We start from the raw sequence: 25,696 nt of genomic DNA, 5'->3' as shown, positions 1-25,696 counted from the left end.
GGGTGGGGAGGCACAAGTTGCCAACGTCTTTGGAAGTTTTCGATAAGTATCGATCTGCGCTTTTGACAAAGCAGTTGTCGGCGGTTTGGCGTGGCCATGGCTCCGCGATTTTCTTGGAGTTTGGCCGCTTATCACCCCAAGTGAGACGCGACGGTACTGCCGGAAATTCACAAGGCGACTTCACGGTCATGATCGAGTGGAGTTGGCGGATTGAAAATGAAAACTCGATTGTGTGCGGAAGTTGGAGCGACGAAGACGGTTGGGAAGAGATTTTTCGGTCGCTTATCGGTCGTGGCGTTCGAAATGTATCGTTATTCGGACGACTTCCAGAGCTCTCGATTGAATTGGCAGGCGGGCTTTTTATAGCTTCGTTTATGACCGCAGACGGCCAGCCTAGTTGGACCATATTTGACCGTTGCACTGAGCATCAGAAATCCGCCTGGATTGAGGTCCGCGATGGCGAGATTTGCGAGACTTTGGACACGAAAAGCCCACCAGCTGCAATTGACCCCGATTCCAAAATCGCTTGAGGCGTGATTCAACACTGCTTTTTAGGAGGCGGTTTTGGACGAGGCGATTTGAGTGATGCAGAATGGCGGATAGTTGAGCCGCTACTGCCGAGAGAGCGGGGCCGCAAGTCTCGCCCATCGCATGACAACCGCCGCTTTTTGAACGGGATGCTTCATGTCCTGCGCGTTGGCTGTCCCTGGCGCGACATGCATGAGCGCTATGGAAAGTGGAATTCCGTCTATGTGCGCTTCCGCCGTTGGGCCGAGCAAGGCGTTTGGGATGCTCTCCTTGAGACCCTGGTCGAACTCGGGCTGACGGATGACTGGCAGCACATGATCGACAGCACCACGGTTCGCGGCCACTCTCAGGCTGCGGGCGCAAAAGGGGGACTTATCAGGAGGCTTTTGGTCGATCACGCGGCGGCTTTACGACAAAAATCCACGCCCGCGCAGACGGTCAGGGACGCCCTCTTGGCTTCGTCCTGACAGGCGGCGAAGCATCGGACTACAACGCCGTGTCTGATCTGCTGGCGATACCGGTCGGCAAACCGAGGCTGTTCCTTGCTGACAAAGGCTACGATAGTGATTTCCTGCGCGAGGAACTTCTGGTCCACGGGATCAGACCGGTAATCCCACCGAAGGCCAACCGGAAGAACCCGCCTGCATGCGACGTTAGAGCCTACAAGGATCGAAACCGCATCGAGCGGATGTTCAACCGTCTCAAGCAGCTCCGCCGCGTGGCGACCCGATACGACAAAACCCGAAAATCCTTCTCAGCATTCCTCGCTCTGGCCGCTGCGAAGATATGGTTGCCATACTTTGTCAACAGGACCTAGATCTTGCCCAACAAAGTAGTGCTGTCAGGTATTTACCGACATGCGCTGCTGATCATATTGAGAGGGCGGCGGTATTCCTGTCGCATCCTAAATCCTGGGCCAAGAGGTCGCTCGATACGCGATCGCATTAGCTGTGGATACACTTCCCAGGACTGTATCGATCAATCGCATCGTCAGGAAAAACACGGGAAGAGAGCATGATCCCCCTCCAGTATCTTTCTAAGAGAAACGGGATACAGCAGGCCCAAAGCATCGAAAGGATGCTTGCGCACGGAAGAAGCTCATCGGCTCTGCTTGATCGCGGTGAGCGCAATGGTAGCTCGGCCAACTGTGGAGACTATTAGCGAGGATATTGTTTGCGGTTTCCGTTCCAAGCCGAAGCAAGTGTTTTTGCCGTGACGACGTCGAGGTAAACCTTGCTAAGCGAAATCTCAGTTGCTGGTAGTGGCCGGAAAAATGATGTCCTGATCTACGAGCACATTGAACCTGTAACCGGGCCTGATCTTGATCGTCGGCTGGACATTGAGACTTTTCGAGATCGTCTGCTCGGCGACACGTCCAAACGTTTCGGCAAAATTCCGACGCGCCGCGTCTGAGGCCGTGTCCTGTGTGGCAAGAGTTGAGCTCTCGGGCATCGACATGTCGATCCCTGTCCCGATCAGTGCGACGAGAGCGGCCGAGCCAAAGGTCCGGAGGTAGTGGTTGTCTACCTTGTCCCTGAAGCCGCCATAACCCTCCGAGTCTGTCCCGGCCATCCCGCCGATCTGAAGAGTGGAGCCATTTGGGAAGATGATGTCGGTCCAGACAACGAGGACACGATTCTGCCCGAAAGAAACTTTGCTATCGTATCGACCAAGAAGCTTCGTGCCCTGAGGTACAAGTGTGTAATGGCCAGACGCGCTGTCATAGACGTTCTGGCTGATCTGGGCGGTGATGCGGCCCGGCAAGTCGGAGTTTATGCCTGATATCAGTGTCGCGGGGATTACGGACCCACGTTTCAGTTCGTAAGGTGACTGCTGAGGGACGACTTGATTGGGCAAATAGCCGAGATCCTTGATATCAGCGTTGAAGAAATCTTCCTTGGACGCTTGTCCGTTCTGGTCGACCTGACCCGCAGCACCCGCTCTTAACGCTGCTGCATAGAGATCCTGCGCGCCGCTCGACGAGGTGTTCGATTGACGCGCTCCGGCAGATGCGGCGCTCGGCACTTGGGCCGAGACATCTGATATGTCGACCTTCAACGGCGAGTCGAGAGCCGCCCCCCTCGCCTGTAGGCTCGCCATACGCTGGCGCTGCTGTTCGCGAAAGATCTGCGCTCGCTGCTCGCGAAGCATCCGGGCATTCCATTCCTCGTCTGATTCCATGCTAGACTTGCGCGGCTCCCGTGGTTCGACCCTTGGCTCTGCCTCCGCCGGCTGGGCGGCGGCCTGTTGCTGGGGGACCGGGGTTGGCTGAAACACCGGCGGCTGTTCCTCGCGGTCACCGATAATGCCGTCTTTGACACCTCGCTTCAGCTGATCAGCAAAGGTCGAAGCCGGCGTGCCAGAAGCACCGTCGTTCGGGTCGTGCTGACCAAATCTCAGCCCACGCGAGGAGAGGCCGTAAAAGAGAACCGCTAGAACAAGGACCAGGATCGCGATGCCCACGAACAGAGGCACGCGATTGAGGCGCCTCATCCCTTTCTCGTCACCAGACTGAATTGACGTTCCCAGTTGCAGCGATTGGACCATGATCGTTTCCGCCTGTCAGTTTCGCTTCATGAGGGAAAGGGGGCTTGCCGGCGTCGCCACGCCATTGCTGACCGAGTACGCTCGGGCGAGCGCCATCGTGTCAGTCGATAGCTTCGCAAGCACTTGTCCATCGACGGCAGCGACCGAATAGGTCAACTCGATCGGTTTAGGTCCATCCTTGGCGCCTGCGCTCTTGTCATCAGCGACGATGGCAAATCCCCACCCTTTCAAGGCAGCTTCGAGCGCGACGGAGAATGCGGATGTTTCCTTGGGCAGTTTGATGGGAGTGTTCGTCGATCCTGCCTGCTCTGCGAAACGTCCAGCCATGTCGCCGGCGATGGCACCGGCGGCTGGCCCGGTGATTTCGGCGGGTGCAGCAGTTGTGGAGAGCCCGTCGGTTGCAGTTTGGCATCCAGATAGGCCGAGCGCGATCACAATCGGAATGAGGCGATGGAGCTGCATGAATTATCCTCCCCGCCGGATCGTGATCTTCTGCTGCTTCCAGCCGACCCCGGATATCAGGATCGCCTTGTCGATATTGTAGTCGACGATCATCATGTCGTTCTTCATCCGGTAATTGACGATGCGGTTCTGGCCGCCCGATACGACGAACAGGACCGGCGCATCTTGACCGGAGATTGCGCGGGGGAACTGGATGTAGGTCTTCTGCCCATCCGAATAGACCCGCTTCGGTCGCCATGGAGCGCTTCCGCTCAAGGCATAGGAGAAGGCCAGCTGTTCGGGAGCGACACCGCCCTCCGGCCCAGTCATGGCCTGGAGGCGGGCGTTGATGTCGGAAAGCTTTGTGGCGGCGTCCTCGGGATACTCGAACCCGACGCGGGCCATGTATTGCGTGGGATGTGACTTCATCTGGATATGATAGGTGCGGCGCGAGGTGGTCACCACCATGGATGTGACAAGCCCTGGCTCGGATGGTTTGACGATCAGGTGAATCGCTTGACCGCCGGCGGCGCCAGAGGTTGCCGGTTCGACCTTCCACCGAACAGTATCGCCGACCAGCACGTCGCGGACGATTTCGCCACCCTGCAGCTCGATATCGCAGACCTGCAAGGGTGAGCAGACGACAGACGGCTGCGTTTCACCGAAGAGGAAAATCACCTTACCGTCCGGGCCACGTGTCACCAGTCCGGATTGACCTCGCCATTTACCGGAGAGATTCGTCCCCTTCGCCTCGTTGCTCGTCAGGCTTTGCGCGATCGCATTGGATGAGACCTCGGTCGATGCGGCAAGCGCTAGCATGCAGACAAGCGCGACGCGTTTATGTTTGATCCTCATTGCAGATCCTGCCCTCAAAGTTGCGCGGTCCAGTCGAAATCGGTCACATAGACGCCGATAGGATTGAGCCGGATTGTTGCTTCGTCTTGTGGTGAGGTGATCGACACGGTCGCGATCCCTCGAAAGCGACGGGTTGCGACTTCCTTGCCTTTTCGATCACGCTCGTATTCTGTCCAGTCGATCTGATAGGTCTGGTTCGAAAGCGCTACGATGTTGTTCACCTCGATCGCCACCGTCGCGTTGACTGCTTTTTCGAACGGCGAGTTGGCACGGAACCAGGCGTTGACCTTTTGCGTCGAAGCGTCGCTCGTTCGTAGAAGGGCATAGGTGCGATCGATATATTGCTTCTGCACCACGGCATCTGGCGTAATCGAACGAATGCTGGTCACGAAGTTCCCAAGGGTCGCGCGAACGACCCGCGTGTCGGCGTATTCGATCTGCTGCGGGAAGCCGCCGGAAACCGTGTTTCCAAGTTTGTCGACCTCGACGATATAAGGAACGAGCTTGACCTGCGTGCTGAGATAAAGCGCGTAGCTGACGCCGATAACGGCCAATCCCAGGCTCAGGATGCCAACGGCCCTCCAGGCGGAGGCCGCCTTGACGTAGGAGCCGTAACGTTCTGACCATTCCTGCCTTGCGGCAAGATACGGGTTCTCGGGTGCGGGATGCCCTGCCATGTGTGTGATCCTGTCCGTGAACTATCGTTTGTCCGGTCTTTCCGGAGGAGGTGGCGGAGCTGAAGGATTGCCCCTTGCCTGATCGAGTTTCGCGTTCGCCAAGCCAAGAAGCGAGCCGGCATAGGCGCCGGGTGACCCGATCGCCTTCTCCTTGGCGGCGGATCCGGCAGCCATGGCACCGGAGCTGAAACTTGCGCCCATGCCTTTGAGCACCGAGCCTGCCGCCGACGATCCGCCGGCGCGCGCCGCCTGCGCGGCAGCAAAGCCAGCGCCAACCGCGCCGGCGCCAAGAAACGCGCCGCCCGCTGCGAACGAGGCCGCCTGGCCGCCGTGGCGGATTGTCTCCATGCCGCCGGAGACCGAAGCCCCCTGCACGACGCCTTGGATAATGTTCGGGACGTACGTCGCGATGATGAAAACGACGACGGAAATGCCGGCGATCGCAAGCGTCGTGATGAATTGGTCGCTCTCGGCTGTCGGGGCCCGCGCGAGGCCAAGCAGGACGTTGGATCCGATCTTGGCGATCATGACCAGGGCCATCAGCTTCATCCCAACCCCGAAGGCATAAACGAGATAGCGGATCGCAAAGTCTTTGGTGAAGGATGAGCCGCCGAGGCCGAGCATGATCATGCCTGCCAGCAGGCCGACATACATCTCGACCATCACCGAGACGAAGATTGCCGCCACCAGTGAGAAGCAGATGACGACGATGCCCATGGCAAGCACTGCGGCGATTGCCAGGGCATTGTCCTCGAAGACGCCGAACTTCGCCTGTTCTGACATCTGAGAGGCGACGCGAATGCCAGCGTCAAAGACTTCGGCCGGAGATGCAGAGCCGCCACCGGCGCCGATCTGGAAAAGGCTATCGACGACAGCCTTGGCGAAAGTCGGTCCCTGCGTGAGTACAAAGGCGAAAAAGCCGATGAACATGATGCGCCGGACGAGCTCTGCGAACCAACTCTCCAGCGATGCTGCCTGGATAGCGAGCCACACGGCAGCTATGCCAACCTCAATGCCTGCGAGGATCCAGAACAACGATTTCGCCGCATCCATGACGGTGGTTTCCCACCCTTTCGCGGCCGTCGAGACCTGATTTTCCAATTCCGTCAGAACTTGGCCTTGCTGCGCGAGAGACGGCGCCGCCAACGCGAGGAAAGCGATACCGGCAACCAGGATGGTGCTTCTCCGACCGCGCTTCACCATCTCGGGCGCATCTCCTGACCCTTTTCGATCGGCGGCAGCGCCTTGCTCGTGCCAAAGAACTTCTCGCGTGTTGCTCGTTGTTCTTCACTCAACTGGGGCGGAGCGGAGCTCTCTCCTCGCATCAGAACGACGGCGGTGATCGCAGCAATCCCTGCGATCACGATGCAAACAGAAGCAATCAATGCGGGGCGGGTCACCAGCGAGGCTCCATTTTCTGTCCGGAGGGAATGGATTGGACGTCGGCATTGAAGAATTTCTCGCGCCGCGCCTGTGCGAGATCCTTGTCCGTCTGTTCGCTTTGCAGCCAAGTCCCCATCATTGTGGTCTGCTGGGAGACAATGCCGCGGAGCTTCTGCATCTGGGCGACCTGCTGAGCGGCGATCTGGTGGCCGACCTGAAGCGCCTTCATCTGGCCGTCCGCCGATTGCGACATTGATCGCAGCTGGCCCATCGTATCCTCTTCGCTGTCGAACTGATCGGCGGTGAGGCTTGCAGCCTTAAGTGTGCTGGAAATCGTGTCGCGGTTCGTGTTCGACCACGTCTGATAAGTAGACGAAAAGCTCTCGGCGTTCGGCAGGTTTGTTTTCAGGTCTGAGTAGCTTTTGAACCGTTGCTTTAGGAGATCGTCAGCGTTGCCCATGGAAAAGGCGATGCCCTGACCCTGAGTGACGATATCGCGCAGCTGATCCAGATCGCCTTCGACCTGACCCCAGATGTGGTTCGGGAGCTGGGCCGTATTCTGCAACATGTTCTGATAGATATTGAGCTGGTTTTGGATCTGCTCGGCAAGCTGAGTGATTTGTTTGATCTGGTTATTGATCTGTTCGGTCGACTGACCAACAAGGTGGATAAGCTCGCCATTGTTGAGCATCTGCGTCATCTCGGTCGCGCCGGTAACCGCACTTCCTGCGAAGGAAACCGTGGGCGTTGCGGCAAGGCCAGCGGCGACCAACCCCGCAACTAGCGATTTGCTGAGCTTCAAATACTGGACTGCTTCACTCATAGCGGTTGGTCCCCCTTTCGATGAGCCATTGACCCGGCCATTCGTGGCCGTGGGTCGACGAGAGCGCCCTGATGCGGGCTAGATCGGCCTTGCCGGAAGCGCCGACGAAGGAAAGTGTGACCGGACCCAGGGACATGTCGAAGAGCCTGCGGCCGTCGGGTGAGGTCACGTAGTATTCGCGTTTCGGGATGGCGTTTGCGACAATCTCGATCTGCCGCTCGTTGAAGCCGATCCGCTCATAGAATTCGCGGGTGCCGATTTCCCGGGCAGCGCCGTTCGGGAGGCAAATCTTGGTCGGGCAAGACTCCTTCAGGACGTCGATGATGCCCGAGCGCTCGGCGTCGGAGATCGACTGCGTCGCGAGGATGACGGCGCAGTTCGCCTTGCGCAGCACCTTGAGCCATTCCCTGATCTTGTCTCGGAATACAGGATGGCCGAGCATCAGCCATGCCTCGTCCAGGACGATTAGGCTTGGCGAACCATCAAGCCGCTTTTCAATCCGTCGGAAGAGATAGGTCAGGACCGGCACGAGATTGCGCTCACCCATATTCATCAACTCCTCGATTTCGAAGCACTGAAAGCGTCGAAGCGTCAGGCCATCTTGTTCCGCATCGAGGAGCTGACCCATCGGGCCGTCGACCGTATAGTGATGAAGGGCATCCTTGATCTCGCGCATCTGAACGCCACTGACGAAATCCGACAGCGAGCGGCCAGGCGCCGAGGCCATCAATCCGATCTGCCTCGAGATCGCGTTGCGATGGTCCGGCGCAACCGTCACTCCCTGAAGCGAAACGAGGGTTTCGATCCACTCAGAGGCCCAGGCTCGATCGGCGTCAGTGGAAAGCTCTGACAACGGGCAAAAGGCAAGATTGGCCCCCTCCCCGCTGTCACCACCGATCTCATAGTGGTCACCACCAACGCCGAGCGTCAGTGGCAGCATCGAATTGCCTTTGTCGAAGGCGAAGACTTGCGCCTTCTCGTATCGGCAAAATTGCGCGGCGATCAGCGCGAGAAGGGTCGATTTGCCGGAACCGGTTGGTCCGAAAATCAAAGTATGGCCGACGTCGTCGACGTGAAGGTTCAGTCGGAAGGGCGTCGAGCCGGACGCCACCTGCATCAGTGGCGGCGCATCGGGCGGATAAAATGGGCACGGCGCGGACGGCTGTCCTGACCACACAGAGTTCAGCGGAACGAGATCGGCCAGATTGCGAGTGTTGATCAGCGGTTCGCGGATGTTGCAGTACCAGTTTCCCGGCAGGCTGCCGAGAAAAGCATCGGTCGCGTTGAGCGTCTCGATACGGGCGCCGAAACCTTCCGCCTGGATCAGGCGACGGACCGCTTCAGCCTTCTCCTGCAGCGCCGACCGGCTCTCGTCGAAGAGAATGATAACAGGCGTGTAGTAGCCGTAGGCCACCAATTGCGATGAGGCTTCGGCGATCGCATCCTCGGTTTCGGCGACCATTGCCATGGCATCCTGGTCGATCGATCGGGATTGCGTCTGGAACAGCTGGTCGAAGAACGGCCGCACTTTCTGCTGCCATTTCTTGCGGGTCCGCTCCAGGCGCTGCTTGGCTTCCTCCGCATCGAGAAAGATGAAACGCGACGACCAGCGATATGTCAGCGGCATGAGGTTGAGGCTGTTCAGGATCCCAGGCCAACTCTCGGCGGGAAGCCCATCGATGGCGATCACACCGAGAAATCGGCTTTCGACCCGCGGCGTCAGTCCGTGTTCGAGCTCTGCCGTCGCCAGCCAGTCCAGATACATGGGAATTTCTGGCAGGCGGACGGGATGGTTCTCGCCGGTGATGGCAAATCGAATGAACTGGAAGAGCTCGTCGTAGCGTGCAACGCGAGCTCCATCCCGTTCGTGAACCTCTCGGGTCTGCATGCGCTGCACCGAGAGAACATTGCCGAGATACTGCTCAATCTCCCTGATCGACCGCCGAAACGCATCGAGAGCTATATCGGCATATTTTGCTGAGCGACTTTCGGTATCCGAGTAGATGTAGCGGGTCAGGCCGGATCGGCGTCGCTCTGGCGGTCGGTAGGTCAAGATAAGCGCGTGCCTGCTTTCGAAATGCCCGCGTTCCATTCCAAAATGCCGCCGACGCTCGTCATCGATCAGCGACGTGACAGTGTCGGGGAAATAGCTGCGCTCTGCAGACGGATATTCCGTCGTCGGCACCCGCACGGCCTCGACCTGGATCATCCAGCCCGTACCGAGCCGGGAAAGGATCGCGTTGATCTGACGAGAAAGCTCGTTGCGCTCGAAATCAGTCGCGCTCTCGGAATCCGGACCGGCAAAGTACCATCCGGCCATTAGACTGCCGTCCTTCAGCAGAAGGATCCCGTTATCGACAAGGCCCGCATAGGGAACCAGGTCAGCGAATGACGGACCTGTCGATCGAAATGTGCGTAAGGCGACCATCGCGAGATCCTCAGTAACGGCGCCAGGGCGCGGAGGTCGGAAGGTAATACGCCCGATAGCGCATATGGCGGGCGTAGACTTTGCGCATCATGGGATCGGATTTCGCCATCATGCGGAGCACGCCGACGACCACGATCCAGATTGCGACGCCAAACAGGGCCGAGTAGATGGTTAGGACGACGAAGATGAGAATGATCGCGGCGAGCCCGGTCAGCAGCACGAGCTCTCGATCCGCTCCCATCAGGAGATTCGGTCGCGACAAGGCGCGATGGATCCGATTACGATGAAGCCCGGCGCCAGCGTCAGCCATGACGCCCCTCCCCTCGTCCGATCCGATTGGAGTTCGTGACCGCGGTTTGCTTGACGACAAACGAACCGCCGATCGAAGCGCCGGTCGAGCCGAAGAGGCCGACGATCGTCGTCGCGCCGAGTAGGATCCCTGCGACCAGCACCACATACACCAATCGCCGCGCGAAATCGTTGAGCTCGCCGCCGAAGATCAGCATACCGCCGGCGATCGCGACCGCAGCTAGCGCAATGTAGCCAGCGACCGGCCCAGTGATCGATTGCTGGATTTGCTCGAGTGGACCTTCCCACGGCAGGCTTCCGCCGCCTGAGCCCGCAAGCGCCGGCCCGGTAAACGTAGCGCAGAGCAATGCGCCGATAATTCCCAAACGGAGAACGCGATTATGCTGCATGACTGTCCTCATCGATCTGCGGATAGTGTTCTGTCTGGTAGCGCGAGCCATTGAACCCTTCGACATGAAGGACCTCCCTCACCCGGCGGCCCCGCCCAGCGCGTTCGATCGAGATGACGAGATCGACCGCCTCGCCGATTACGGCTTGCATTGGTTGCTGGCTGGCTTCCGACGTCAGTTGCTCAAGGCGCCGAAGCGCCGATATTGCGGAATTGGAATGGATGGTCGTGACGCCCCCGGGGTGTCCAGTATTCCAGGCTTTAAGCAAGGTCAGCGCGGCGCCGTCTCGAACCTCGCCGACGATGATGCGATCGGGACGCAGGCGCATCGTGCTCTTGAGAAGTCTGGCCATATCGGCCGCGTCGCTCGTGTGGAGGCAGACCGCATTTTCCGCCGAGCATTGGATTTCGGATGTGTCCTCGAGGATCACCATCCTGTCGTCCGGCGCAGCGGAAACGATTTCCGCGATGACAGCGTTCGCTAGTGTTGTCTTGCCTGAGCCAGTCCCGCCGGCGATGACGATGTTCAGACGGTTGGCGATGGCGCTGCGGATGATCGAAGCCTGAGCTTCGGTCATAATTCTTGCGGTGACGTAGTCGTCGAGCGGAATAAGCCGCGAAGCGCGGCGGCGGATCGTGAACGTTGGCGAGTTGACGACGGGAGGCAGGAGCCCTTCGAAGCGGTGGCCGCCGATCGGCAACTCACCGGAGATGATTGGTCGTTCTCCATCGGCTTCCGACTGGAGAGCGTGCGCGACCGATCCGATAACAGTCTCGGCGGCAGTCGCCTGCATTTCGCCAGCTGGCGCGACGCCATGACCTAAACGCTCGATAAAGAGCTTACCATCTGGATTGAGCATGATCTCTACGACTGTGGGGTCCTCAAGGGCAATGCAAAGGTGCTCGCCGAGTGCGTCCTGGAGCTTGCGGACAAGGCGAGAGTGCGACTGGAGCATGGGGAAAATCATCTCCTCGATTGAGTACGTCAGGAGACAGACCTCGGAGGGCGTGCGAAGTCTATGTGCAATTTTGCACCTCGCGAGTCGCGGGTGATTCCGTCAGGTTCGCCTCGATTCGGCCGCTGCTGAGCGATGCCGGCTTCAGTTTAGATCAATGAATCACAGGAAAGATAAGAGGCCGGGCACGGTAGAGTTCAGCCTAACCGGATGAAATAACAGGTGAATTTGCCAAACTGTGAGAAATGCGCGGAATCGACTTAAGACTTTGTTAACTTTAAATTCCTTGCCGCAAAGGCGGAATCGAAAGATAGTTGCGCAAATGATGGCTCGTTGGCCATTTTTTCGAAAGTGTGACCACCAAGGAAATAGTTCGCAAAATGAGCCAGCCGCTGCCTAACCGTTTTGATCTTGAGATCGCCGAGCAGGGATCAAAGATCTCTAGCGCGTTGCATATGCTGCGCAGCCAGCAGTATCCGCCCGATGCGCGTAAAGGTCTGCGAAAGTTTCAGCTTGGTGAGGTTGCAGACTTCATGGGTGTAACGCAGAGCCATCTCCGCCAGATCCATTCCGAGGGAAAAGGCCCAGAGATCGAGTCTATCAGCGGCCGTAGGTACTATACGGCAGATCAAATGCTCGAGCTTCGGGAATATCTTGAAGCCAACAAGAAGTCAGACAAGCGGTACTATCTGCCCAAGCGGCGTGAGGGCGAGCCCCTACAGGTCGTGTCCGTTGTGAACTTCAAAGGTGGAAGCGGAAAGACAACGACCGCTGCGCATCTCGCCCAATACCTTGCGTTGTCCGGCCATCGCGTTCTTGCAATCGATCTTGACCCGCAGGCGTCGCTGACATCCTTGTTCGGTATCCAGCCGGAGCTGGACGAGACGGCGTCCCTCTACGAGGCACTGCGCTTTGACGACGAGCGCAAGCCTATCGCGGAGGTTATCCAACCTACCAATATTCCGGGTCTGGATGTCGTCCCGGCAAACCTGATCTTGCAAGAATATGAGTATGATGTGCCGCTCGCGATCTCCTCGAGGAAGGGAGAAGAGGGTCGGCTTTTCCATATGCGGATAGTAAATGCCCTGAAGGATATCGACGACCGATACGACGTCGTTGTGATCGATTGCCCGCCTCAGCTTGGTTATCTGACGATCACCGCGCTCATGGCTTCCACCGGCATTCTCATCACCATCCATCCGCAGATGCTGGACATCATGTCGATGAGTCAGTTCCTGATGATGCTCGGCGGTATTATGACGCCGGTTGCTGAGGCAGGCGCCGAGATACGCGTGGAATGGTTCCGATATTTGGTAACGCGCTTCGAACCGACAGACATACCGCAGGCCCAGATGGTTGGCTTTATGCAGTCAATGTTCGCGCAGCACATGCTTCGAAATCACGTGTTGAAATCGACGGCCATTTCGGATGCCTCGATCAAGAAGCAGACCCTGTACGAGGTCGAGCGCGGAGATTTCGTCCGCTCAACATATGATCGCGCCATTGAAAGTCTCAATTCTGCAAACGGCGAGATCATGGAACTGATCCACAGCGCATGGGGGCGGAAATGACCTTGTCAGCCGTTTTTTTTCGGCGTTTCGCGAGGGGTAACAGCGCCTTATCGAGATTGACAGAAAATTTGGAGACGAGCCATGTCGCGTGAAAATCCTTTCGCAAAGCTGGACTTGGCATCCATCAATGCCACCAAAGCTCCGACCAAGCCTGGTTACGCGATGACCGGGGCCGCGAAGACAGTTGTTAGGTCCATTGAGGATCTTGCGGAGAACACTAAGAAGCTGATGGAAGGTGAAGTGATCGTGGAATTGGATCCGCTGTCGCTCGACGCCTCCTCTATTTCCGATCGGCTTTCCGACGACGGGGAGGAATATCAGGAACTTAAGCAGGCGATCCAGGAGTCCGGGCAGGCGACTCCGATTTTGGTGCGGCCAAGCTCGGACGGACAACGGTATACAGTCGTTTTCGGCCACAGGCGCCTGAAGGTAGCTCGCGAGCTTGGAATTCCGGTCAAGGCGATCGTCAAGAAACTCGACGATATCGCTTCGGCTATTGCGCAAGGCCAGGAAAATTCGGCTCGTTCCAATTTGTCGTTCATCGAGCGCGCCTACTTTGCTCAGAACCTCCTTGCCACGGGAATGTCCAAGGACGTCGTTCGAGTATCACTGGCCATCGATGAAGCAATGCTGTCAAAAATGCTCGGTGTTGTCGAAGTCGTCCCTGCTCCGGTGATTAAAGCTCTTGGTGCCTCGAAGAAGATAGGCCGCGACAAGTGGCTGAGCCTCAGGCAGCTGGTTCTGTCCCCTGCCCTGCTACGAGCTTCGACCGATCGCGTGGCTAACGCAGAGTTCCTTGAACTGTCCGAGGATAAGAGGTTCGACGACCTGCACGACTATCTCAAGCGGTACAAGACCAAATCAGATGCAAAGAAGCCGAAAACAGCGGCATCTGCGAAAGAGTGGGTATCGCGTGATAGCACACTGAATTTTTCCATGAACGCCAAATCCAAGAAGGTGGCTATCGAGCTTTCAAACACAGAAGCCAAGCCATTTAGTGATTGGCTCTCCAGCCGAATGGACCAGCTGTACGACGAATACAGGCGGTCTAAATCTGAAGAAAACGGAGATTAACCGCAAAAGAAAAAGGCCCCCGAACGGTACCCCGTGGAAGCCTCTCTCGTTATCCGTAGCAAGATGGAGAATCGCATTTCCCGGAATCACAGTCAAGAGTCTTTGGCACCGATTTGGTGAGCGGATTTCTTTTGCCTAACGAAAGGTGAGAGAGAGAAATGTACACAGGACTTGTGTCGACGCCCTTTGGGCGGCGATCGATGACGCTTGCCCTCGTGAAAGGGCAGCTGTCTGTCGCAAAATTGAAAGCTAACAAGCGTGTCGACAAGTGGAAGGTCTTCCGCGACATCAGTGAGACGCGAGAGCGGCTGGGGCTTCAGGATAGGGCACTCGCGGTGCTCGATGCATTGTTGACATTCTATCCTGACAACGAACTTGATACAGCGCGCGGCCTGGTCGTCTTCCCGTCGAATGCGCAGTTGTCTCTCCGCGCTCACGGTATGGCTGGCACGACGTTGCGTAGGCATTTAGGCGCGCTCGTTGAAGCGGGTCTGATCCAGAGACGCGACAGTCCAAACGGCAAGCGGTACGCTCATCGAGATCGCGATGGCGAGATTGAACAGGCATACGGCTTCGACCTGTCTCCCTTAGCGGCTCGGTCTGCAGAACTGGCCCAGCTTGCCCAAGACGTTGTTGCCGAACGCGTACGTTTTCGAAGAGTCAAGGAAGCTCTGACCATCTGCAGGCGGGATGTTCGCAAGCTTATCACAGCTGCGATCGAGGAGGGCGCCAGCGGCAATTGGGAAGCCGCTGAAGACGCCTATTTTGGCATTCTGGACCGACTTCCCCGTTACGCGACCCGAGAGCAAGCTGAATCCACCCTCGACGAGATGGTGCTGCTTCGAGACGAAGTGCTCAACCAATTGGAACTTCAGGCAAAAGCTGAAAATACGGCTGGCAATGCTATCCAAAACGGCCGCCACATACAGAGTTCAAAACCCGAATCCATCTATGAATTTGAACCTAGCTCCGAAAAGGAGCAGGGCGAGAAGTTGGAGTCAGAATCTGAACCTATAAGAAGAGGCCAGGTTAGCGAGCAGCGCAGCCTCGAGCAAATCAAGGCATTTCCACTCGGGATGGTGCTTCGGGCCTGCCCCCAGATTAGTGATTACGGGCCTGCTGGCAAGATTGATCACTGGCGTGAATTGATGAGTGCCGCGGTGACTGTTCGGTCAATGTTGGGCGTCAGTCCATCAGCCTACGAGGAGGCGTGCGGAGCAATGGGTCCCGAAAATGCCGCTGTCGCGATGGCGTGCATCTTGGAGAGATCCAGCATGATCAACTCCGCGGGGGGCTATCTGCGTGATCTCACGAAGCGCGCGGAGCGTGGTGAGTTTTCGCTTGGCCCAATGCTCATGGCACTCCTGAAGAACAATGGAGCAGGGGGACGGCTCGCCGGATAACATATTTAAGCGAAAGCCGAAATCATTGACCACTAGGTCAGTTGTCAGCCGTATTTTTTCGCTGTTAGCGTGGTTAAATCAATGGCTTATCGACTTTGAACCTCTATTTTCCGATTGAGTTGAGAGGACGGCAAAGCTGCTGTGTTCGTTTCGGGCCCTTGAATAGGAAAAAGCCCGATCGCCGGCAAGGCTATCGGCCGGACCGTGTCGATTTTAATCGACGCTGGTAAGCCGGTGGTGCCAGCCATTTTTATTGCGGTCGCGGTGACGAAGGCGCGTTCGAAACAGCGCCCTCAGGGAGATCAACAAGCGCAAGGGGGACTGGTTTGATCGCCTCCCTTGTCGAGGCGTTTGTCACTGTCTCTGAGCGGGCCGATTTCTGGACGACATTGAACTCGGCAAAGCTGGAGGCCGTGGTATTGGCATCGGAGCCTGGGCAGCATGCGATCATGGCCGACGACGACTACCTTGACGATATCGCCGCCGGCTTCGCCAAGGTAATTGATGCCAAAAGCCCGTACACCTCCGGGCATAGCGATCGCGTCGCACTTTTCACCGATCTGATCGCCGAGGAAATGGGCGTTGATTTTTCGGCGCGCCGGCTGTTGAAGCGGGCGGCGCTGCTGCACGATATCGGCAAGCTCGGTGTCAGCAACAGCGTTCTCGACAAGCCCGGTAAGCTTGGCGAGGAAGAGTGGCTGCAGATGAAGCGGCACGCGGCGTTTTCGGAACACATCCTCTCGACAATCGGCGCGTTTTCCGACGCGGCCTTGATCGGCGGGGCGCATCACGAACGGCTAGATGGGAAAGGCTACCCGCGCGGCTTGCATGCCGGCGAGATCCCGATGGAGGTCCGGATCGTGTCGACGGCCGACGTCTTCGATGCCCTTACAGCAGATCGGCCTTATCGGCCGGCCATGCCCGTTGCCAAGGCACTGGCGATCCTGTGGGAAGGGGCGGGCCAGTCGCACGACCCGATTTGCATCGAAGCCCTGGAACGAGCGCTGGCCAGAGCGTCGCTCGGCGGTGCTGGCGATGCCGCGCTTTCGGGACTATCGCAACAGCCGTCGCAAGCCGCTTAGCGTCAAGACGAGTTTTCGACAGCTGGGTGTCGCGCGCTGGTGTTCACAGCATGCGTGCCGCTCGCCCACTGCGACGGGTGGCGTCATTCTAGTAGCTCGAGGCCTGCTGGACGCAGCGATGGCGTGATTGCTCCATCGCCTCGGGTAGGGGAATGCCGCGAGCCCCCGCTTCGAAACAGTCCTCCAACTCGATCTCCCTGAAGACGCTACCTTGTCGATCCCGGCGGCCACCATCCAGGTGTCCAGGACCTCGACCGGGCGGCCAGTGAGGTAGACAACAAACTCGGTCCTGCTCATTCGGGGCGGTCTTCGCGCGCCCGAGATGCATGGCAAGTGAGGGAAGGGGAGGGTCGTCCTTCTTCTGGATCGGCGCCTCGACGTGAGCTGGTCAACGCGGAGCGCGGCTACCTCGCTGCGCCGGCGGTCGCCGGCGAAGCCAAAATCTCAAATTAAACGCCAAGTCTCTCGGATGAAGTGCCCGCCTATCTTGCTAGGACCGAAGTCTTACGGTTAAGTGCAAAACGACACCTGAAACGCCGGTTTCCGCTCTTCGAAAAGGGGCTTGTCGGTGGGCGCTACCTTGGTGACGTCAAGACAGTTGAGCCCATCCACTTTATATCGCGGGATCATTCTATGGCCCGATGAAGCTAGACCGACTTGGGGGCGCTCGCTTAGACCTCCGCCGACTGGAAGGTCCCGCGACAATGGCGCGCCTGTGGTTCGTCACGATGATGTCACCATCGGGGGTCACGTGGGCCGGGAAGGCCCATTTGTGGAAATGCTTTAGCTGCCCGTCTCCGAATGAGGAGACGCGACAGGTTTCGATTCCGGCGATCCCCTGAACCTTAGGAAGATCGACAGCACCACGAGCACGGCGGTCGACAAGAATTCCGACTGCCAGTTCTGGAAGGACTCGAACCAGAATTGCGTGCTGGCCAGGTGCTCGAGGAGCGCCACTGGGGGCTGGCCATGCATGAGCGCTTCGGCATTCGCGTCCTCGGCGCTGTAACGCACATGTCGCACAAAGCTGAGAATGAACAGGATCGCCAAGCCTATACCGAGGGAATATGAATAGAGGGAGCGCGCTATCCCGCCGGCTCGAACCGCCCACGGTGCGTTATTATCATTCTGTTTCTCTGCTGGGTCTTGGTCTTGGGAAGCAGGTTCGTCGGGATTCTTTGATTCAGCGGAGCCGCGTTGGAAAAGTATTGCCGTCAGCATGACATACGCGGACATTTGCAGGAACTCGCTCTCCCAATTTTCGAACAGGGCCGATAGGAAATGGCCTGAGAGCGCATAATTCCAAAGATCAAGCTGCCCCGCGCCATGCTCTGCGAGCTCTTCATTGTAAACGCCCCAGCCGGTCAGCAGCATACCGCCTACGGTCAGAACAGAAAATCCGAGGAGGGCTATGGTGAGGCCGTTATCGCGGAGGAAACGCAAAATATTACCCTTAAAAACGCAAAATGGAGCGGCCGGACGAAACAACCGGCGGGCGGGAGCGGCTGCCAAGCCGCTCCCGTTGATATCAGGCGGCTTTTGCCTTGCCTTTGCTATTGACCTTGGTATCGGCGAGCTGCGTCAGAAGTTCGTCCGTCTTTTCTTCCTCAGCCAGGGTCTGCTCGAGAAGCTGCGCGACGTCGTTCTTGCCGAGTTCGCGAGCCCAGTTGCGAAGCGTGCCGTAGCGAGCGATCTCATAGTGCTCGACGGCTTGGGCAGCAGCAAGCAGGCCAGCGTCGAGTGCGGGGGAATCTTTGAATTCCTCCAGGATTTCCTGTCCTTCTTTGACGATCCCGTCGATCGCCGGGCAGGTCTTTCCGCGCGCCGGCTTGCCGAGGATCTCGAACACCTGAACCAGGCGTTCGACCTGGCCTTCGGTTTCCTGCAGGTGGGTTTCGAATGCTGTCTTCAGGTCCTGCGATTGCGCACCGCGGATCATCTTCTTCAGCGCTGCAACGATCTTCCGTTCGGCGTACTAGATGTCCTTCACGCCGTCGATAAAGAGGTCTTCCAAGGTCTTCGTGGCCATAACTGAACTCCGTAAAAGGAAAAGGTGCCGGATCGGCAGACTGGCGGGCCTACTGCCGGTTAACATCGTTCAGCCACAATTGTTCCAAGAAAGGGTCATCGCTCGCGGGAGCGGCGCGGGAGGATGCTTCTGCGGTTAACTTGAAGCAGGGGCGACGCGGATCGCCGGCGCGTTTTATCCCTTCCCTTGCTTATTGGCGTGCAGGCTGACCGCCTCACCTCCGAGCGCAGTGAGGCGATAGCGTTTTTGCCTCCAGTCGCCGCGCGCCAGGATCAGTCCATGTTCCACCGGGATGTTGGCGGTCTTCAGCCCAGTTCCTTTGGGCGATCGTTGCCATGCCCGGCGGTCCAACGCAGACAGCAGGCACCAAAGCCGCTGCTGGTTCATCTTCGGCATCTCCATGATCGAACACTTATCGCAACGCCCGTGAACTGCGGCTGAACGACAACAGAAAGAAGAGGGCCAGCGCGGCGACCCGCAGCATAGTTGGCTCGATGAGCCGGAACTTAGGCGTCGGAGAGAAGTTCGCCAGCGACGCTCATGCAGGAAGAAGGCCGCCGGGAAAGTGCCCGAGCGACCGACATATGACAGGAGAGGCGATGAACATCCTCGTGACCGGCGCCAACGGCCTCATCGGCTCTTCGATATGCGGACGATTACTCCAGGACGGTCATCAGGTTGTGGCGGTCGTCAGGCCGGGAGGTCTTGCGCCTTTCGGCGCCACCAAAACCGTTTACCTGGACGTTGCATCCGCCGTCGATGTTCAGGCCTGGGTTCCGATTCTGGAGAATGTGCATGCGGTCGTCAACTGCGTCGGAGCCTTGCAGGACAGCCCGAGAGAGGACGTGGCCGGGATTCATGTCGCCGGGCCGGCAGCGTTGTTTCAGGCGTGCGAGCAACTGGGGGTGAGGCGCGTCGTGCATTTTTCGGCAATTGGTGTCGATCGACAGCAGCCGAGCCAATTCTCCGAAACAAAATTCCGGGGCGACGACGTTGTGATGGCGCGCGATCTTGACTGGGTCATCCTGCGCCCGTCTGTCGTGCTCGGGCGCCCGGCGTTCGGCGCAAGTGCGCTCATACGTGGTTTGGCAGCCCTACCTGTTCTTCCGGTGATGCCGGGAGGCGGCGAGCTTCAGGTCGTCCAACTCGACGACGTCGTGGAAACGGTGGTGAAGTTGCTTGAACCGAACGCCGCAAGACAGGTCATTCTGGAAATGGCTGGACCGCAGCGGCTGGCCTTTGAAGAGGTGGTCCGGATCTATCGCCGTTGGCTTGGAAGACGGCCGGCCGTCCAATTACCAGTGCCGTCGATCGTCGCCTCGCTGCTTTATTCCCTCGGCGACCTTGCGGGCGTGCTGGGCTGGAGGCCTGCACTTCGGACAACAGCCAAAAAGGAGATTGCCCGGGGTGCAACGGGAGACCCTCAGCCTTGGGCCGCGACAGTCGGCATCCAACCTCGATCCCTTGCTGAGGCGCTGAAATCGGCGCCGGCGAACGTGCAAGAACGTTGGTTTTCGAATCTCTTCTTCCTCAAGCCACTGATTTTCGTGGTTCTGCCGCTGTTCTGGATCGTCACTGGAATTATTTCGGTCACCGTCGGCTTCGACGAGGGCCTGGCGCTGATGAACCGTGGCAATGCCGGCGTGCTGGCGGTGCCTTCTGTCGTCGCCGGAGCGCTGGCAGACATTACAATCGGAATAATGATCGCTTTCCGGCGTACGAGCCGCCTCGGCTTGTGGGGCGCGGTGCTGGTGTCGATCTTCTATGCGATCGCTGGCACCATTCTCATTCCTGCGCTCTGGCACGAACCATTAGGTCCGCTTCTGAAAATCGGACCAATCCTTGTTCTTCATCTGGTCGCCTTCGCGATTTTGGAGGAGCGTTGATGCTCTATTTCCTCCTGAAATTCCTCCACATCATCGGCGCATGCGTTCTGCTTGGTACCGGCGCCGGGATCGCGTTCTTCATGCTGATTGCCCACCGAACCGGAAACGCATCGACGATTGCACCGGTCGCTCGCATCGTCGTTCTGGCGGACTTCCTCTTCACCGCCACAGCAGTGGTCGTACAGCCAATCACCGGCGTGGCACTGGCCTGGAATGTGGGCTACTCGTTGACGGACGGCTGGATCCTTATCTCGATCCTGCTCTACATCCTTACCGGGATCTTCTGGCTGCCGGTCGTCTGGATGCAGATGGAGATGCGCAATCTCGCCATCGAAGCGGAGAGGACGGGCAGCCCCCTGCCGAAGCGGTATCACGACCTGTTCAGGCGCTGGTTTTTCTTCGGCTTTCCGGCGTTTGGCGCGGTACTCGCAATCGTCTGGCTGATGATTACGCGTCCGACGTGGTAGAACGCAAATTTGCCGGTGGCTGTGCGCTGTCTCGGCGGTCTGAGAGGGATCGGAGGCTCCAAGGTCGATCGCGACGCTGAGGCAGAGAAACATAGCAGTGTCCGTTGCGGTGACGTTGCGGTCCGGAAAGGACACGGCAAGTTCTTCGGCCTCACCACTCGAACCCATCGTAAAGAGCAATTCTGCACCCAGGACGAAGTCGCGGTGTTGAAAATCCGTTTCGTCCGCAAGGGAGCCGCAAAATTAATTCATGACCGGCAGGTCGTCGTCCTGGCGCCTTACCGGTGGGCTGATTGGATTTACCTCTCCGGGAAAGAAAGCAACATACTTGCGCCGCTCTCCGCCGGCATCCTTCGCGTCGAGCAGGTCAGGTCGGGCAGCGATTGAGGTATGATTTACTTCACAGGCGATACTCATTTCGGCGATCCGCGCGTGCTGCGCATCGATCGGCGTCCTTTCCCTAATATGCCTGACCATGATGCTGCCCTGATCTCGAACTGGAACAGCCGCGTTTTGCCGGAAGACGAAATTTGGCATCTCGGAGATTTCGCGGTCAAGCGAGCCGGCTTCGCCGAGCAGCTCCTTTCCCGGCTTCATGGCGAAAAGCATCTCATCATCGGCAACAATGATCCGGCCGAAACCACAAGGGCTGCCGGATGGGCGAGTGTTCAGCACTACGCTGAACTCACGACCGACGGCCATCGGCTCATTCTCTGTCACTATGCATTCCGCACCTGGAACCAGATGGGCAAGGGGTCGATCAACCTGCATGGTCACTCGCACGGCAGATTGAAGCCCATGCCGCGTCAATTCGATGTTGGTGTTGACCCTCGCGAGCTGCGTCCGACGACTCTGCCCGAATTGCTGACGAAGCGGCCAGGGCGATTGCAATCAAAGGACACCGCGCATGCAGGATGATCTTTTCGGCGATCTGCCGCAGCGTTTGCCGGAGGGTTTTCGCTACAAGGCGGATGCCATTTCGCAGGCAACGCAAAACGAATTGCTCGCGTGGATACCGTCGTTGCCATTCAAGGCGTTCGACTTCCATGGTTACGAGGGCAAACGACGGGTCGTCTCATTCGGCTGGAAGTATGATTTCGCTCTGGCCTCGCTTCAGAAAACCGATGGCATACCTGACATTCTGTTTCCCTTGCGTAACATCGCGGCTGATTTCGCTGGAATGGCAGCGGGGCGTCTTCAGCAGGTCCTCGTGAGCGAATATGATATCGGCGCGCCAATTGGCTGGCATCGAGACAAGGCCGTCTTTGGGGTCGTTGTCGGTATCTCGCTGTTGTCGCCCTGCACATTTCGCCTTCGCCGCAGAAACGGCGAGAACTGGGAGCGCGCATCAATCGAGGCGCAGCCCGGGTCCATCTACGTTCTGTCAGGCCCGGCACGAACTGTCTGGGAGCATTCAATCCCTCCCGTCGACCGTCTGCGATATTCGATCACCTTCAGGGAGCTGTCAGATGTTGTATAATCGCCGTCCCTGGCCTCATAGAGGCTTGACAGAATCTGTCGGCAATGCGGGAGCCGAGGCGTTATCGCAAGCGGGTCAGCATCCCATTCGCCTCGGATCGTAGGCCGTCGCCGCCCGAAGTCGCTGGAGCTCGAGCAAGCAGACGCAGTAGAACAGGCGTCAGAGGATGCTTTGGAATAGACGTTGGTTCAGCTGTGCGTAGAGGGTGGCGATCAAGGCAACTTTATCAGACATATTGTATGGTCATAGAAGTCGTGCTGCTCGTCCGCTCTTTCGTGTCGCACTGTTGTAATAGCTCGAAGCCTGCTGGACCGACCTGTGTCGCGATTGCTCCATCGCCTCGAGGAGAGGAATTCCACGGTTGGCAGCTTGGGTCAGGTATCGCGATCGCAACCCGTGCGCCGAAAACTCCCTCACATTCAGCCCCGCCATCCGCCCGCTGCTTCAGGATCGCATTGACCGACTGCGGATCGAGCGCCCGCTTCGACACCGTGCCCCAGCGCCCAATCCCCCTGAAGACGCTTCCCTTGTCGATCTTTGCGGCCGCCAGCCAGGCATTCAATGCTTCGACCGGCCGGCCAGTGAGATAGACGACGTCGCCCTGCTCGCCTGATGTCGTCTTGGTGCGGCCAAGATGAATGGCCAAAGTGGGGAGGGGAGGGCCGTCTGTGACTTCGATTGGAGCTTCCACGGTCAGTTGTTCCAGGCGAAGGCCTGCGATCTCGCTGCGCCGCCGGCCGCCGGACATTCTCCCAATTCGCCGGATTCACCCAAACTGAGCGGACTCACGTGCAGCGTGATTCTCTTTGCTGTGCCGGATCGCAGAACGCCGAGGCTTGCTGATTTTCCGCAGCCAGCCAGCGATCGCGATTTGCAGTTCGCGGGATGTGGCAGAAGATTGCCGTGCAGCGCGCCGATGAACTCAGCGCTTTGGCACGCGTCCTTAATATCGGGGCTCGAAAAACGCCGGGTTATCGCACGATCGGGCAGCTTTCATCCTTCGCCCAATCGGAAAAGCTGAGGTAATAGGCGCGGACATCGTCGTACCCCGCACGAACGGCTGCCGCGGCAGCCAGAGCAGCGCGACCACCACCGTCGCAATGGGTGACAATGTGATGGCCCGGCTCGAAGCCGGCCTGGTTGAGGAGGGAGCGAAGTTCGTTTGTTGGACGAACGAAGCTTCCATCCAGCAGCTCAGCGTGAGGCAAGAGTGTTGCCCCCGGCAGATGTCCACCCCTCGCATTGCGGCGCAAATCCTTTCCATCGAACTCCCCCGCCGAGCGGGCATCGAAGATCTGCACGTTCGTTCCAAGTTCTGTTTTTAGCCCTTCTCGGTCAATCAGACCAACCTGACCAGATGCTGGCTTTGCAATAAACGCAGACCCACAGCTTGCAGGGACCGCTGTGGGCACATCGGCACCTGCTTCTCGCAATGAAGGAAGTCCCCCATTGAGAATGAAGGCTGTAGCGCCATAAAACTGGAGGATGAACCAGACCCTCGCCGCCTCAGTCATTCGACCATCGTCGTAAACGATCCATGGGACATCGGGATCGAGACCAAGCGGCGAGATCGCATCTTGCCAGTAATCAACGGATTCGAACGAAGTCTCTTCCGCCTTTGCTGCAGCTTCCCAGACTTCTATCGGGACACGTACGGCGTTAGCCACGTGTCCCTCGTCAAAGCTTTGCGGATCGCGGACGTCGAGAAGGTGAAAGTTCGCCAGGTCCCGAAGAGAGGATGGCTCGATGATCGGATCGTGGTTCATAGTTATGTTCCGCCGGTTATATCACGTGAAGGAGAGTGCCACCTGCTGCCAACAGCACGACGACGATCCACGGCGGCGCCTTCCAGACGACCAGCAGGATAAAACCTGTCAGAGCGAGCGCGAAATCCTCTGGATTTAGTACGGCACTCGTCCAGACTGGACTGTAGAGAGCCGCGCCGAGGATGCCGACGACGGCTGCATTGGCGCCGCGCATCGCGGCCTGAGCCGCAGGGCGTTTGCGAAAGCTGTCCCAGAATGGCAGGGCACCCAGCAGCAGCAGGAAGCCGGGCAGGAATACCGCGATCAGACAGATGCTTGCTCCGAGGAGACCATTTGGAGCGGGTCCCACGACCGCGCCGAGATAGGCCGCGAACGTGAACAGCGGTCCGGGAACCGCCTGGGCCGCCCCGTAGCCTGCAAGGAAGGTGTCATTGGTCATCCAGCCGGGATTGACCACTTCGGCCTGCAACAACGGCAGCACGACATGACCACCGCCGAACACCAACGCACCAGATCGATAGAAGGCGTCAAAAAGCGACAGTCCCTGGAGACCTGATGCAGAGGCGATAACGGGCAAGACGCCAAGCAGAACGAAAAAGGCGATAAGGCAGGCAATGCCGAAGGATCGGGAAACCTGAAACGAAAGATGCGTCCCGCCCGTGACTGGGCCGTTGCGGCAAAGTACAAGACCTGCGAGCGCTCCAACTGATATCGCGGCGATCTGTCCGATTGCCCCTGCAGAAAAGACGACGATGAGGACAGCGGCCAGCGCGATGCCCGCGCGCTCCCGATCCGGCGTCAGACTCTTCGCCATTCCCCAGACCGCCTGAGCAACAACGGCGACAGCCACGATCTTCAGCCCGTGTAGCAGGCCGGATCCAACCGGTCCGTCGAAGGCGGTCGCAGCCATGGCGAAGATGACAAGCAAGATTGCAGACGGCAATGTGAAGGCCGCCCATGCGGCGAGTGCGCCGAGAGGACCTGCCCGAAGCAGGCCAAGCGCAAAGCCGACCTGGCTTGAGGCGGGCCCGGGAAGGAATTGGCAAAGGGCCACGAGATCGCCGTAACCCGTCTCGTCGACCCATTTGCGTCGAACCACCAGTTCGTCGCGGAAATATCCGAGATGAGCGATCGGGCCGCCGAAGGAGGTAAGCCCGAGCTTCAGGAAGGCTGTGAAGACTTCTCCCGGTGTACCGCCTGGACGCGCAACAGCGTCTTCATGAATTGCTTCCACCGACGACTTCACGAAACAGCTCCTTCGCCTTTTCCCTGGCCAGTTCGAGAGCTGCTATGCCGTATGGCGTCGCGTTGTAGATCCTGCGATGCGTGCGGCCTACCCGCTCGGTTCGCGAGGTGAGGTATCCCTTTTTCTCCATGGAATGCAGCATCGGATAGAGTGTACCGGCCGATACCTTGTAGCCGTGATGCGCGAGTTCCTCGATCATCCAGAGACCGTGGAGATCGCCTTCGGCCGCATGATGCAGGACATGAAGCCGGATGAAGCCGGAGAGAAGGTCCTGATGTTCCATTTATCACCATAAGTAAAACCTCACTCTCGAAAAACGATATCGGGAACCGAGATTAGAGGTAAAGAGTTTTGCCT

The 25,696-nt window shown here is 58.3% G+C and carries 26 protein-coding genes and 4 pseudogenes; 11 read left to right on the top strand and 19 right to left on the bottom strand.

Annotated features, from left to right (window positions below):
* The first annotated feature begins 17 nt into the window (after positions 1-17).
* Complete coding sequence (locus JNB88_RS22305; protein WP_223217281.1) at positions 18-530, top strand: hypothetical protein; 513 nt, start codon at positions 18-20, stop codon at positions 528-530.
* 6 nt (positions 531-536) lie between these two features.
* A pseudogene (locus tag JNB88_RS34660) lies at positions 537-1,345 on the top strand (IS5 family transposase).
* Positions 1,346-1,776: 431 nt separating this feature from the next.
* Here JNB88_RS34660 and trbI read toward each other — a convergent pair.
* From trbI to trbB, 11 genes are read right to left on the bottom strand one after another with little or no spacing between them, the layout of a single operon-like run.
* Complete coding sequence (gene trbI / locus JNB88_RS22295; protein ID WP_220357309.1) at positions 1,777-3,075, bottom strand: IncP-type conjugal transfer protein TrbI; 1,299 nt, start codon at positions 3,073-3,075, stop codon at positions 1,777-1,779.
* Positions 3,076-3,090: 15 nt separating this feature from the next.
* Entirely contained in the window at positions 3,091-3,537 is a 447-nt protein-coding gene (gene trbH, locus JNB88_RS22290) for a conjugal transfer protein TrbH (RefSeq protein WP_220357308.1), read from the bottom strand.
* Positions 3,538-3,540: 3 nt separating this feature from the next.
* Complete coding sequence (gene trbG / locus JNB88_RS22285; protein WP_220357307.1) at positions 3,541-4,371, bottom strand: P-type conjugative transfer protein TrbG; 831 nt, start codon at positions 4,369-4,371, stop codon at positions 3,541-3,543.
* A 14-nt stretch (positions 4,372-4,385) separates the two neighbouring features.
* Positions 4,386-5,048 (bottom strand): conjugal transfer protein TrbF, encoded by a 663-nt coding sequence (locus tag JNB88_RS22280; protein ID WP_220357306.1) that lies wholly within the window; start codon positions 5,046-5,048, stop codon positions 4,386-4,388.
* Positions 5,049-5,069: 21 nt separating this feature from the next.
* The gene (gene trbL, locus JNB88_RS22275; RefSeq protein WP_220357305.1) at positions 5,070-6,251 is read right to left on the bottom strand and encodes a P-type conjugative transfer protein TrbL; all 1,182 of its coding nucleotides are present in this window, start codon (positions 6,249-6,251) and stop codon (positions 5,070-5,072) included.
* On the bottom strand, positions 6,245-6,448 hold the full coding sequence (gene trbK / locus JNB88_RS22270) for an entry exclusion protein TrbK (RefSeq protein ID WP_220357304.1): 204 nt from the start codon (positions 6,446-6,448) through the stop codon (positions 6,245-6,247). The genes trbL and trbK overlap by 7 nt, the downstream gene beginning before the upstream one ends.
* The gene (gene trbJ / locus JNB88_RS22265) at positions 6,445-7,254 is read right to left on the bottom strand and encodes a P-type conjugative transfer protein TrbJ (RefSeq protein ID WP_220357303.1); all 810 of its coding nucleotides are present in this window, start codon (positions 7,252-7,254) and stop codon (positions 6,445-6,447) included. The genes trbK and trbJ overlap by 4 nt, the downstream gene beginning before the upstream one ends.
* The gene (locus tag JNB88_RS22260) at positions 7,247-9,682 is read right to left on the bottom strand and encodes a conjugal transfer protein TrbE (RefSeq protein ID WP_220357302.1); all 2,436 of its coding nucleotides are present in this window, start codon (positions 9,680-9,682) and stop codon (positions 7,247-7,249) included. Before JNB88_RS22260 ends, trbJ begins: the two co-directional genes overlap by 8 nt.
* Positions 9,683-9,692: 10 nt before the next feature.
* Entirely contained in the window at positions 9,693-9,992 is a 300-nt protein-coding gene (locus JNB88_RS22255; RefSeq protein ID WP_220357301.1) for a conjugal transfer protein TrbD, read from the bottom strand.
* The gene (locus JNB88_RS22250) at positions 9,985-10,380 is read right to left on the bottom strand and encodes a TrbC/VirB2 family protein (protein ID WP_220357300.1); all 396 of its coding nucleotides are present in this window, start codon (positions 10,378-10,380) and stop codon (positions 9,985-9,987) included. Before JNB88_RS22250 ends, JNB88_RS22255 begins: the two co-directional genes overlap by 8 nt.
* Positions 10,370-11,335 (bottom strand): P-type conjugative transfer ATPase TrbB, encoded by a 966-nt coding sequence (trbB, locus tag JNB88_RS22245; protein ID WP_220357299.1) that lies wholly within the window; start codon positions 11,333-11,335, stop codon positions 10,370-10,372. The genes JNB88_RS22250 and trbB overlap by 11 nt, the downstream gene beginning before the upstream one ends.
* 380 nt (positions 11,336-11,715) lie before the next feature.
* Here trbB and repA point away from each other — a divergent pair, with 380 nt between their 5' ends.
* The 4 genes from repA to JNB88_RS22225 all read left to right on the top strand — a co-directional run bounded on the left by repA (position 11,716) and on the right by JNB88_RS22225 (position 16,465).
* On the top strand, positions 11,716-12,906 hold the full coding sequence (gene repA, locus JNB88_RS22240; protein ID WP_220357298.1) for a plasmid partitioning protein RepA: 1,191 nt from the start codon (positions 11,716-11,718) through the stop codon (positions 12,904-12,906).
* Between the two features lie 81 nt (positions 12,907-12,987).
* Positions 12,988-13,980 (top strand): plasmid partitioning protein RepB, encoded by a 993-nt coding sequence (gene repB, locus JNB88_RS22235; protein ID WP_220357297.1) that lies wholly within the window; start codon positions 12,988-12,990, stop codon positions 13,978-13,980.
* Positions 13,981-14,138: 158 nt separating this feature from the next.
* Positions 14,139-15,383, top strand: coding sequence for a plasmid replication protein RepC (gene repC, locus JNB88_RS22230; protein WP_220357296.1), 1,245 nt, complete (start codon positions 14,139-14,141; stop codon positions 15,381-15,383).
* Positions 15,384-15,709: 326 nt separating this feature from the next.
* Positions 15,710-16,465, top strand: coding sequence for an HD-GYP domain-containing protein (locus tag JNB88_RS22225; protein WP_338111022.1), 756 nt, complete (start codon positions 15,710-15,712; stop codon positions 16,463-16,465).
* Between the two features lie 88 nt (positions 16,466-16,553).
* Here JNB88_RS22225 and JNB88_RS33735 read toward each other — a convergent pair.
* From JNB88_RS33735 to JNB88_RS22210, 4 genes and pseudogenes are all read right to left on the bottom strand, one after another.
* Positions 16,554-16,897 (bottom strand): annotated as a pseudogene (locus JNB88_RS33735) (site-specific integrase); the annotation flags it as partial.
* A gap of 351 nt (positions 16,898-17,248) precedes the next feature.
* The gene (locus JNB88_RS22220) at positions 17,249-17,908 is read right to left on the bottom strand and encodes a DUF6766 family protein (RefSeq protein WP_220357415.1); all 660 of its coding nucleotides are present in this window, start codon (positions 17,906-17,908) and stop codon (positions 17,249-17,251) included.
* 85 nt (positions 17,909-17,993) lie between these two features.
* Positions 17,994-18,494, bottom strand: a pseudogene (locus tag JNB88_RS22215) (YciE/YciF ferroxidase family protein).
* Between the two features lie 174 nt (positions 18,495-18,668).
* Entirely contained in the window at positions 18,669-18,881 is a 213-nt protein-coding gene (locus JNB88_RS22210; protein ID WP_220357295.1) for a hypothetical protein, read from the bottom strand.
* A 212-nt stretch (positions 18,882-19,093) separates the two neighbouring features.
* On the opposite strand from JNB88_RS22210, the gene JNB88_RS22205 reads away from it, so the two are divergent.
* Genes JNB88_RS22205 through JNB88_RS22185 form a run of 5 tightly spaced genes read left to right on the top strand, consistent with a single transcriptional unit; the run spans position 19,094 to position 22,327 of the window.
* Positions 19,094-20,380 carry an SDR family oxidoreductase gene (locus JNB88_RS22205; protein ID WP_220357294.1) on the top strand — a complete coding sequence of 429 codons (1,287 nt, stop codon included), beginning with the start codon at positions 19,094-19,096 and terminating at the stop codon, positions 20,378-20,380.
* Positions 20,380-20,847 carry a DUF2269 family protein gene (locus tag JNB88_RS22200; protein WP_220357293.1) on the top strand — a complete coding sequence of 156 codons (468 nt, stop codon included), beginning with the start codon at positions 20,380-20,382 and terminating at the stop codon, positions 20,845-20,847. The genes JNB88_RS22205 and JNB88_RS22200 overlap by 1 nt, the downstream gene beginning before the upstream one ends.
* A gap of 15 nt (positions 20,848-20,862) precedes the next feature.
* Positions 20,863-21,234 carry a hypothetical protein gene (locus JNB88_RS22195; RefSeq protein WP_220357292.1) on the top strand — a complete coding sequence of 124 codons (372 nt, stop codon included), beginning with the start codon at positions 20,863-20,865 and terminating at the stop codon, positions 21,232-21,234.
* 3 nt (positions 21,235-21,237) lie between these two features.
* Positions 21,238-21,765 (top strand): metallophosphoesterase family protein, encoded by a 528-nt coding sequence (locus JNB88_RS22190; RefSeq protein ID WP_220357291.1) that lies wholly within the window; start codon positions 21,238-21,240, stop codon positions 21,763-21,765.
* Complete coding sequence (locus JNB88_RS22185) at positions 21,755-22,327, top strand: alpha-ketoglutarate-dependent dioxygenase AlkB (protein ID WP_220357290.1); 573 nt, start codon at positions 21,755-21,757, stop codon at positions 22,325-22,327. Before JNB88_RS22190 ends, JNB88_RS22185 begins: the two co-directional genes overlap by 11 nt.
* A 243-nt stretch (positions 22,328-22,570) precedes the next feature.
* Here the strand turns inward: JNB88_RS22185 and JNB88_RS22180 are convergent.
* The 4 genes and pseudogenes from JNB88_RS22180 to JNB88_RS22165 form a co-directional block, all read right to left on the bottom strand.
* Positions 22,571-23,072 (bottom strand): annotated as a pseudogene (locus tag JNB88_RS22180) (tyrosine-type recombinase/integrase); the annotation flags it as partial.
* A gap of 226 nt (positions 23,073-23,298) precedes the next feature.
* Positions 23,299-24,093 carry a sulfurtransferase gene (locus tag JNB88_RS22175; RefSeq protein ID WP_220357289.1) on the bottom strand — a complete coding sequence of 265 codons (795 nt, stop codon included), beginning with the start codon at positions 24,091-24,093 and terminating at the stop codon, positions 23,299-23,301.
* A gap of 16 nt (positions 24,094-24,109) precedes the next feature.
* Positions 24,110-25,339 (bottom strand): chromate efflux transporter, encoded by a 1,230-nt coding sequence (gene chrA / locus JNB88_RS22170; protein WP_338111021.1) that lies wholly within the window; start codon positions 25,337-25,339, stop codon positions 24,110-24,112.
* Positions 25,311-25,622 (bottom strand): PadR family transcriptional regulator, encoded by a 312-nt coding sequence (locus tag JNB88_RS22165; protein WP_136883602.1) that lies wholly within the window; start codon positions 25,620-25,622, stop codon positions 25,311-25,313. The genes chrA and JNB88_RS22165 overlap by 29 nt, the downstream gene beginning before the upstream one ends.
* Positions 25,623-25,696: the final 74 nt, after the last annotated feature.

The organism is Rhizobium cauense (genome assembly GCF_019511525.1).
GTDB classification, from domain to species: domain Bacteria; phylum Pseudomonadota; class Alphaproteobacteria; order Rhizobiales; family Rhizobiaceae; genus Rhizobium; species Rhizobium cauense.
The sequence above is the reverse complement of the archived record's forward strand: the minus strand, read 5'-3'. Positions and strand labels throughout refer to the sequence as shown.